Origin of the sequence: Chitinophaga sp. (assembly GCF_036569125.1) — a bacterium.
Lineage (GTDB): Bacteria > Bacteroidota > Bacteroidia > Chitinophagales > Chitinophagaceae > Chitinophaga.
Genome location: NZ_DATCRF010000760.1, coordinates 1 through 5,601 on the forward strand (window position 1 = coordinate 1; position 5,601 = coordinate 5,601).

At 47.8% G+C, this 5,601-nt stretch carries 4 protein-coding genes; all 4 read right to left on the minus strand.

Going from position 1 to position 5,601, the window contains the following annotated elements; genetic code table 11:
- A partial coding sequence (locus VIM87_RS28100; RefSeq protein ID WP_332000196.1) for a glycoside hydrolase family 3 protein occupies window positions 1-1,298 on the minus strand: 1,298 nt, incomplete at its 3' end.
- A 102-nt stretch (window positions 1,299-1,400) separates the two neighbouring features.
- Window positions 1,401-2,852 (minus strand): cellulase family glycosylhydrolase, encoded by a 1,452-nt coding sequence (locus VIM87_RS28105; RefSeq protein WP_332000197.1) that lies wholly within the window; start codon window positions 2,850-2,852, stop codon window positions 1,401-1,403.
- 29 nt (window positions 2,853-2,881) lie between these two features.
- Window positions 2,882-4,102 carry a glycan-binding surface protein gene (locus VIM87_RS28110; protein WP_332000198.1) on the minus strand — a complete coding sequence of 407 codons (1,221 nt, stop codon included), beginning with the start codon at window positions 4,100-4,102 and terminating at the stop codon, window positions 2,882-2,884.
- 22 nt (window positions 4,103-4,124) lie between these two features.
- Window positions 4,125-5,601, minus strand: a 1,477-nt coding sequence (locus VIM87_RS28115; protein WP_332000199.1) for a RagB/SusD family nutrient uptake outer membrane protein, incomplete at its 5' end; no start/stop codon positions are given.

Below are 5,601 nucleotides of genomic sequence, written 5' to 3' on the forward strand. Positions count from 1 at the left end.
TTGAAAGTGGATTGCTTTTCATACCCCTGTGCAAAATTTATTTTCACCGTAGCGCCGAATTTTTTCCGGAGAGCATCCAGCGGAGTGATTTCGTACAGGGCTTTTATTTCGGAGCTAAGCCCGCCATTACAATGCTTACGGGTAGCATTATCGCCGATCACCGCAATAGATTTTATTTTATTGAAATCCAGCGGAAGCAGGTTCCCTTTGTTCTGCAACAGCACGGCCGCTTCAGCAGCATCGTTATAGGCAGCCTGCTGGTGCTGCGGCGTATTCATCTTCCCTTTTTCCCGCTTTTCTTCATCAAACATCTTTGTCTTCATCATCACACGCAGTACATTGGCCACCTTTTCATCAACAACAGCCACAGAGATCTTGCCTTCTTCTACTGCGCGGATCAATGGATCGGCGAAATACCATTCGTTATAATCCTTTTTATCCGTTCCCATTTCCAGGTCAAGACCGGCTAAAGCGGCTTTTACAGTTGAATGTGCGGCAGCCCAGTCGGTCATCAGCACGCCTTTAAAGCCAAACTCTTTACGCAGGATCTCCCTGTCCAGGTATTCATTCTCAGCACACCAGTTACCTCTGAACTTATTGTATGCGGCCATTACGGTATAGGCGCCGCCTTCGGTTACCGACGCTTTAAACCCCGGCAAGTAAATTTCACGCAATGCCCTTTCGCTCATGTACACATCAATAGAATCCCGGTGCGTTTCCTGGTTATTAGCCAGCCAGTGTTTTACACTTACCGCTACATCTTTTGACTGCAATGCTTTGATATAGGCAACCGACATTCTTGAAATAAGGAACGGATCTTCGCTCATGTATTCGAAATTCCTTCCACAAAGCGGCGAGCGAATGATGTTGATGCCAGGCCCCAGTAAAATATCTTTTTTCCGGAAACGGGCTTCTTCACCCAATACAACTCCGCGCTCATAAGCCAGCTTAGGATTCCAGGTGGCGGCCAGCGCTGTACCCGGCGGAAAACAGGTGGCGGAATCATTGGTCCATCCGGCATAGGCCCAGTCGTGCCGGTTTATTTCCGCACGCACGCCATGAGGCCCGTCGCTTAATGCCCATTCAGGAATGCCTAACCTTTTTATTCCCGATATGTAAAATTTTGAATTTCCATGCAGGAGGCTAACTTTTTCGGCCAGCGTCATCTGGCTGATCCACGAGCGGATCTTTTCCTCCTGCATTTTTTCGTTTGTCAAAAGCTGCGCATGGGCTATACCTGCCATCATTACGCCGGCTAAACCAAGCACAAATTGCCTTACTACTTTTTTCAATTTCATTAAAGTTCTATTTCAATTCTTTCACTTATTAAGCTGTTTAAAAAATGTATAAGGGATGTGTTAAATCTCATCCCCTATACATACAAGTCAATCAGCCTAAAACTATTTACCACCCGCCACAATGGCATCAATAGTGCGTTTATCCAGCACCGTATTATTCCGCCGGTCCAAAGCGCCGCCCGTATCCCAGTAAAAGGGCTTAAGACCATTGGCTATGGCTTGTTTGGTTACGTAGGTGAGCCAGTAATCCACCGCATCATTGTGGGTGGCCAGGTCTTTGGGAACATACTTGTTGTTATTACGCCTGTAGGTTCCATATTCACCCATTATAACCGGGATCTGTTTATCAGTGTATTTCGTTTTCATTCTGGCCATGGAGGCGTTCACATCACTTTCCTCTCCCCAGGTGGCATTGCGCTCAGGCTCAATGGTTGAATGATGCCCGGTACCCCAGTAGTAAAACATTTTACCCCAGGTGGCATCGCCATCCATCAGCAAACAGAACTGGGAAGGGGAATAATAATGTACCTCCACCATCATGCGGTCTTTCGCAGGATCTGTGGGGAGGGTATTCATCAGGTCATTGGTTTTTTCAATATTCGTTTCCGGTCCCTGCACCACCAGCACCCGGTAGCTGTTACGCCCGCCGGTAGACCGTACTGCATTAACAAAGGTTTGATGATAGCTGGCCAGTACCGCCACCTGATCGGCATTAGCGGCAGCGGGTTCATTGGCGCTTGCAAACATTAAGTGCTCATCAAAATCACGCATGGTGGTAGCAATCTGTTCCCAGAAAGCCTGCTGCTTGGCATTAACGGAATCCTTCTTCTGAGCGTTAATATTGTTTTCCAGCCAGCCGCCGTCCCAATGGATATTGAGCAGCACATACATATCATTATTCACACAATATTGCACCACCTGCTTTACCCGGTTAAGCCAGGTATCCTGGATCTTAGCGGTGGTTTTATCGGAATAATAGTCCCATGAACAGGGCAGGCGGATGGCGGTAAATCCCTGCGCTTTTACAGCCTTGATATAGCTTTCGCTGATCTGCGGATTTCCCCAGGCGGTTTCCCCGCCAATTGCTTCCATTGTATTTCCAATGTTCCAGCCCAGCTTAAATTTGGCGGCCAATTGCACGGCAGTGCTTCCCATGCCGGTTGCATCAGCCGGTGCGGGCGATGTATTATAACCAGGATATATGCTGCTGGCTTGTGTTACATTGATCCTGCGCACCTGGCTGTTTCCAGCGTTCACCTCCAGTATTGCTGAACGGGAAGCGCCGGTGGTATTGGCCGCAGCGGTCAATTGAACGGAAGCAGGGCTGCTATTGCCGCCTGTTTTGCTCAATTGCAGCCACGGGGCCGGATTACTGATATTCCATTGTACGTTACTGGCGATGTTAACATCAGATGTGCCCCCATTTGCCTGAAAAACAATTTCAGATAAAGAAACCGACAATTCCGGCGTAACAACATTCTTCTTACTACAGTATGCCGACATCACCGCCACTATTATAAGGCCGGTAAGCGCAAACCAACTCCTGGTTTTCATATTTGTGTATTTGGTTAAAAATTTTTGCCTTATTTAATCTTCACCACCCTTATATTATCAATAGCGGCCTTCAGGCCGGAAGCCGATGGTGTAGCAGCAAAGTTCTTGGTCTGGATATTGATTGCTCCATTGCCGCTGGCGCCCAGCAAAGCGCTCAGGCTTGCAGGGGCCGAACCTTTACCGTCATTGTTCCTGAACAGTGACAATGGAATGGTTACGGTACGCCACCCTTTTGTAGTGAAAGGGGTTACCGTGTTATTGGTACCCTGCCAGGGCTCATAGCGGGCCATATAATCAAATGCGTAACCTTTTATTACATAAATAGAAGTACCGGACCATGCGGTGGGAACGCTGATCTCAAACTTAACGGCATAGTCATCCAGGGAAAGGCCCAAGCTGTCAACAGGCACCCATTGTACGTCGTTCGTATTTATACTGCGCTGCCAGCCCCACCAGGTGCCATCACCGGCCGGCAACACATCATTGCTCAACACCGCATAATTGCCCCTGTTGCCGGGAAAATTGACGCTGCTGTTCTCAATACCGGTACCCCAGCTGAAAGTATTTACATTATCAAAATCACACAGCATCCCGGTTGTAAAATCATTTACATTAAAGGGAGTAGATGCGGTACCGGATTTAGTGGTCACTACTACCGGTCCGCTTTGGGTAAGCGCCGGCAATACAAATCCAATAGAGGTGCCATCACCGGCGGTGCTGTATTTTGTAACCGGCGTACCGGCAAAGGTTAGCTCCTCTATAAAAAACAGATTCAGCCCGTTGATATAAACGGAATCGCCCTCTTTGGCACTTTCATTGGAAATGCTGGTAATAGTGGGCGGCGGGGCCACAATGCCAAAGGTAAAGGTGGTAGCCCCTTTGCGGGTAACATAGTGGATCGTGTTCAGGTCTTCCGCCGACACGGACGGAAACGGTATCACTGCAGGCACCAGCACGGCGGCGCTGGTATCTGAGAACATTATGCTGTTGATAGTAGCGGGTATGCCATTGAAGGAAACCTGCACCGCGTCTTTTAAGTTATGCCCGATCAATACTACCCATTGGCCGGTAGTGATATTATTTACAAGGGTATCTGCAGGCGAAGCTGCATAGTTCCTCACACTTGTTATAACAGGAGCGCCGCCTTCCACTGCATCCTTCTTACAGCCGGACTGCATCCATACAAAGGCCGCAGCAATTGCCAGGAACAGCAGGCTTCTATAGTGCTGGTTGAATATTATTTTATTCACGGTATAATGTTTTTAGTAGTGCTTAATAATAGGATACCGGAGGTTCCAACAATTTCGGGTTGGCAGTAACCTCAGAAGAAGGTATCGGGAAAGTAAAGCTTTGAATAGTTGCAGGCGTAATAACCCCATACGGATCTGCAGGCGTTAAAACACCATTTGGCAGGGTAAAGGTTACACGCCTTTCCCCGTTTAATTTACCAATTGCCTTTACCGGGTTGTAATAAGACAGCCTAACCAGGTCTATCCAATATTGCCCCTCTGCTGCCAGCTCTATCCTTCTCTCTTTATACACGGAATCCATATCAATTTTAGTGGTTGGCTCAATCCCGGCCCTTTCGCGTACCTTGTTAAAGTACAGCAGCGCATCACCATCGGTGCTTGCACCATTGTTGCCGAGTATGGCTTCGGCATAAATGAGGTACACATCTGCCAGTCTTAATAATGCATTGTGTTCTGATGAGGAGGTCAGGTTCATGGTTGGCGCATTATTATCCTTGTTTGTACCGATAATATGCTTCTTCAACCCGCAATCACCTGTGTATTTATATCCTCCGCCGGCTGCGTTCAGCTCCGGATAATAATCACCATTGATCATAAAAGTAGCCTTACGCCTTATAGAATCCTTAGTGGTGTAAAGCTGGTACATATCTATGGTTGGGCGGATATTAAACCAGCCGGCCGAGCCATTGGCAGATATTTCCGTACCGCCGGGAGAATAGATCTGCAGCATATTTCCTTCCAGCCAGCCGCCACCCGGGGCCCACTGCAATGCAAACAATGATTCGGGGTTATCATTAAACTGCGTTTTAAAAAGATCGGCATAATTAGCCTGCAGCGCCAGGCCGCTGTTCTTACAAACATTGCCGGCGTATTTTCTTGCACTATCCAGGTAAGCCTGATCCCGGGTGCCGCTGCGGTTTAACCCGGCGGCTGTTAAATAAACCTTACTTAACATGCCCTGCGCAGACCAGGTAGTAACCCTTCCGGCGGCATCGGCAGGCGGAAGATTTTCTGCTGCAAAGGTCAGGTCGTTGATAGCGAACTTAAATACATCTTCTGTTTTTATGCGGTTGATCAATGGAGATATGATCAGCTTACTGTTATCCTCAATAACAGGTACAGCGCCCCATAACACGGCCAGGTTGTAATAGGCAAATCCACGTATAAAGCGGGCTTCCGCAATAGCAGCATTCTTATCCTTGTCAGGGATAGTATTGGGCGCCTTTTGTGTGATGGCATTAATGGTAACATTACAGTGTGCAATGACAGTATACATCCCTTTCCAGTTGGAGACCATGATGCCGTTTAGGCCGGTAACTGTAAAAGTATTAAGCTGCACAGCATCTCCCCAGTAACCAACCGCCATGTTTCCACTCAGCACATCGCCTACAGGTAAATAACAGTTATAATTCCAGTCTCCCCAGGGTGTACCGGCATACAATGCGGCTGTTGCCAATCTAAGATCATTGGAAGTTTGATAAAAGTTATCAGCACTTATC

What these genes read in the sequence shown, in the direction of transcription:
- VIM87_RS28105 (WP_332000197.1), bottom strand. Translation starts at nt 2,852, where the DNA reads ATGAAAACCAGGAGTTGGTTTGCGCTTACCGGCCTTATAATAGTGGCG.